At 67.5% G+C, this 1,747-nt stretch carries 3 protein-coding genes; 2 read left to right on the forward strand and 1 reads right to left on the reverse strand.

What is annotated here, in order from left to right:
* Positions 1 to 225 (forward strand): hypothetical protein (locus I71_RS38415; RefSeq protein ID WP_042697308.1); only part of this gene is annotated, 225 nt, incomplete at its 5' end.
* A gap of 33 nt (positions 226 to 258) precedes the next feature.
* Here the strand turns inward: I71_RS38415 and I71_RS20530 are convergent.
* A complete protein-coding gene (locus I71_RS20530; RefSeq protein ID WP_042697311.1) occupies positions 259 to 774 on the reverse strand; it encodes a MarR family winged helix-turn-helix transcriptional regulator in 516 nt (171 codons plus the stop codon).
* Positions 775 to 1,013: 239 nt separating this feature from the next.
* Here I71_RS20530 and I71_RS20535 point away from each other — a divergent pair, with 239 nt between their 5' ends.
* Positions 1,014 to 1,712, forward strand: a complete 699-nt coding sequence (locus I71_RS20535; protein WP_042697314.1) for an HAD family phosphatase — start codon at positions 1,014 to 1,016, stop codon at positions 1,710 to 1,712.
* Positions 1,713 to 1,747 lie beyond the last annotated feature (35 nt).

The raw sequence follows: 1,747 nt of genomic DNA on the forward strand, positions 1-1,747 counted from the left end.
GGCAACCTGACCATCAATGGGGGGGTGGGCTGGACCGACGTGGTGGAGGTCGGCTCCTTCGTCGCCAATGCCGGCGGCAGCTGGCTGCAGCAGCTCGACGGGCATGCCTATACAATGGACCCGTCGGGCCATGGCCTGACCTTCACCCAGGAGACGACGGTCACGTTGGAGGACCAGAACCATCACCAGCTGGTGCTGCAGAACATCGAACGGCTGACGTTCTGACGGCCGGGAGGAACGGGCGGGCGGCCGGACAGGTCAGGTGACCGGCCGCCCGCCGGCTGTTCCTTCCGGGCCGTCCGCGGGTCCCTTGCCGGCCTCTCCGCCGTCGGTGCCCGTCTGCATGTGGGAGATGATGCGTTTCATCAGGCGGCCCAGCATCGCCCGCTCATTCTCCGCCATGGCGGCGATCGGCGGACTCAGCGACTGGCGCAGGGGGTCGCGGTCCAGCAAGGTCAGCCCGTCCTCCGTCAGGTCGAACAGCCAGCCCCGCTTGAACCCCGGGTGCTGGCGCCGGGTCAGCAGCCCCTTGTCCACCAGGGTGGAGACGGTGCGCGACACCGGGGCGAGATGGATCTTCTGAAAGCGTGCCAGTGCGGTCAGGGTGCGGGCCGGTTCCGGCGCGTCGTGGAAATAGCGCAGCGCCACCCACTGCGCCGGGAACAGCCCGTCGGTGAAGCTGATGCCATAGACAAGCCGGCTGACCTGATCCAGCAATGTGACCAGATCGTTATCTGCCGACCAGCTGTCGTCATCCTCCCGCCTCTCCGCCACGCGCGTTTCTCCCTTCCGGCAACAGACCGGACGAACCGTTGACAAGCTTGGGCGCGGACTGTAGCGGAGTCAATGCGTCAGCGGAAGCCGCAGTCTTCGCGTTGTCGTGGTGAAAGCCGGCCGGGATTCGCGTGGATTATCGTCGCGGGAAATCCACCGCCGATGCCGGCGACTCCGTGGCGAAAGCCGGGGTGCGGCCCCACCTCTGGTCCTGCCCCCACAACCCGCGGACACCCGACATGACCGGCTTTCCCCATCCGACCAACGCCTTCCTGTTCGATCTGGACGGCACGCTGACCGACACGGTTTACCAGCATGTGCTGGCCTGGAAGGAGGCGTTGGACGAGGAGGGCATTGCCCTGTCGGTCTGGCGCATCCACCGCAAGATCGGCATGAGCGGCGGACTGTTCGCCAACATGCTGCTGCGGGAGACCGGTCTCGCCATCGACCGGGATCTGCTCGACCGGCTGCGCCAGCGCCATGCGCAGGCCTACCGGCGGCTGGCGTCGGGCGTGGTTCCGCTGCCGGGCGCGCGCGACCTGCTGGACAGCTTGACCGAGTTGAACATTCCCTGGGCCATCGCCACCAGCGGCCGGATGGAGACGGCGCGGCCGGCGCTGGAAAAGCTGGGGGTCGATCCCGCACGGGTCGCGGTGATCACCCGCGACGAGGTCGAATATGCCAAGCCCGACCCCGACCTGTTCCTGGCCGCCGCCGCGCGCATCGGCGTCGATATCGCCAGCGCCTTCGTCGTCGGCGACAGCATCTGGGACATGATCGCCGCCAAACGGGCGCGCGCTCTGGGCATCGGCCTGCTGTCCGGCGGCTATGGCCGGGAGGAGCTGGAACGCTCCGGCGCGTTGCGCGTCTACGAGGATCCCGCCGATATGCTGTATCACCTGGACGAAGTCGGGGGCCGTCGCGGACTGGCACAGTAAAAGCGGGCGTTGGAAACAGTAACCGGCAGGACTGT

Source organism: Azospirillum sp. B506, from assembly GCF_000333595.1.
Classification (GTDB): domain Bacteria; phylum Pseudomonadota; class Alphaproteobacteria; order Azospirillales; family Azospirillaceae; genus Azospirillum.

Bases quoted from the DNA above. Each gene is read 5' to 3' on its own strand.
- I71_RS20535 (WP_042697314.1), top strand. From the start codon at position 1,014: ATGACCGGCTTTCCCCATCCGACCAACGCCTTCCTGTTCGATCTGGAC.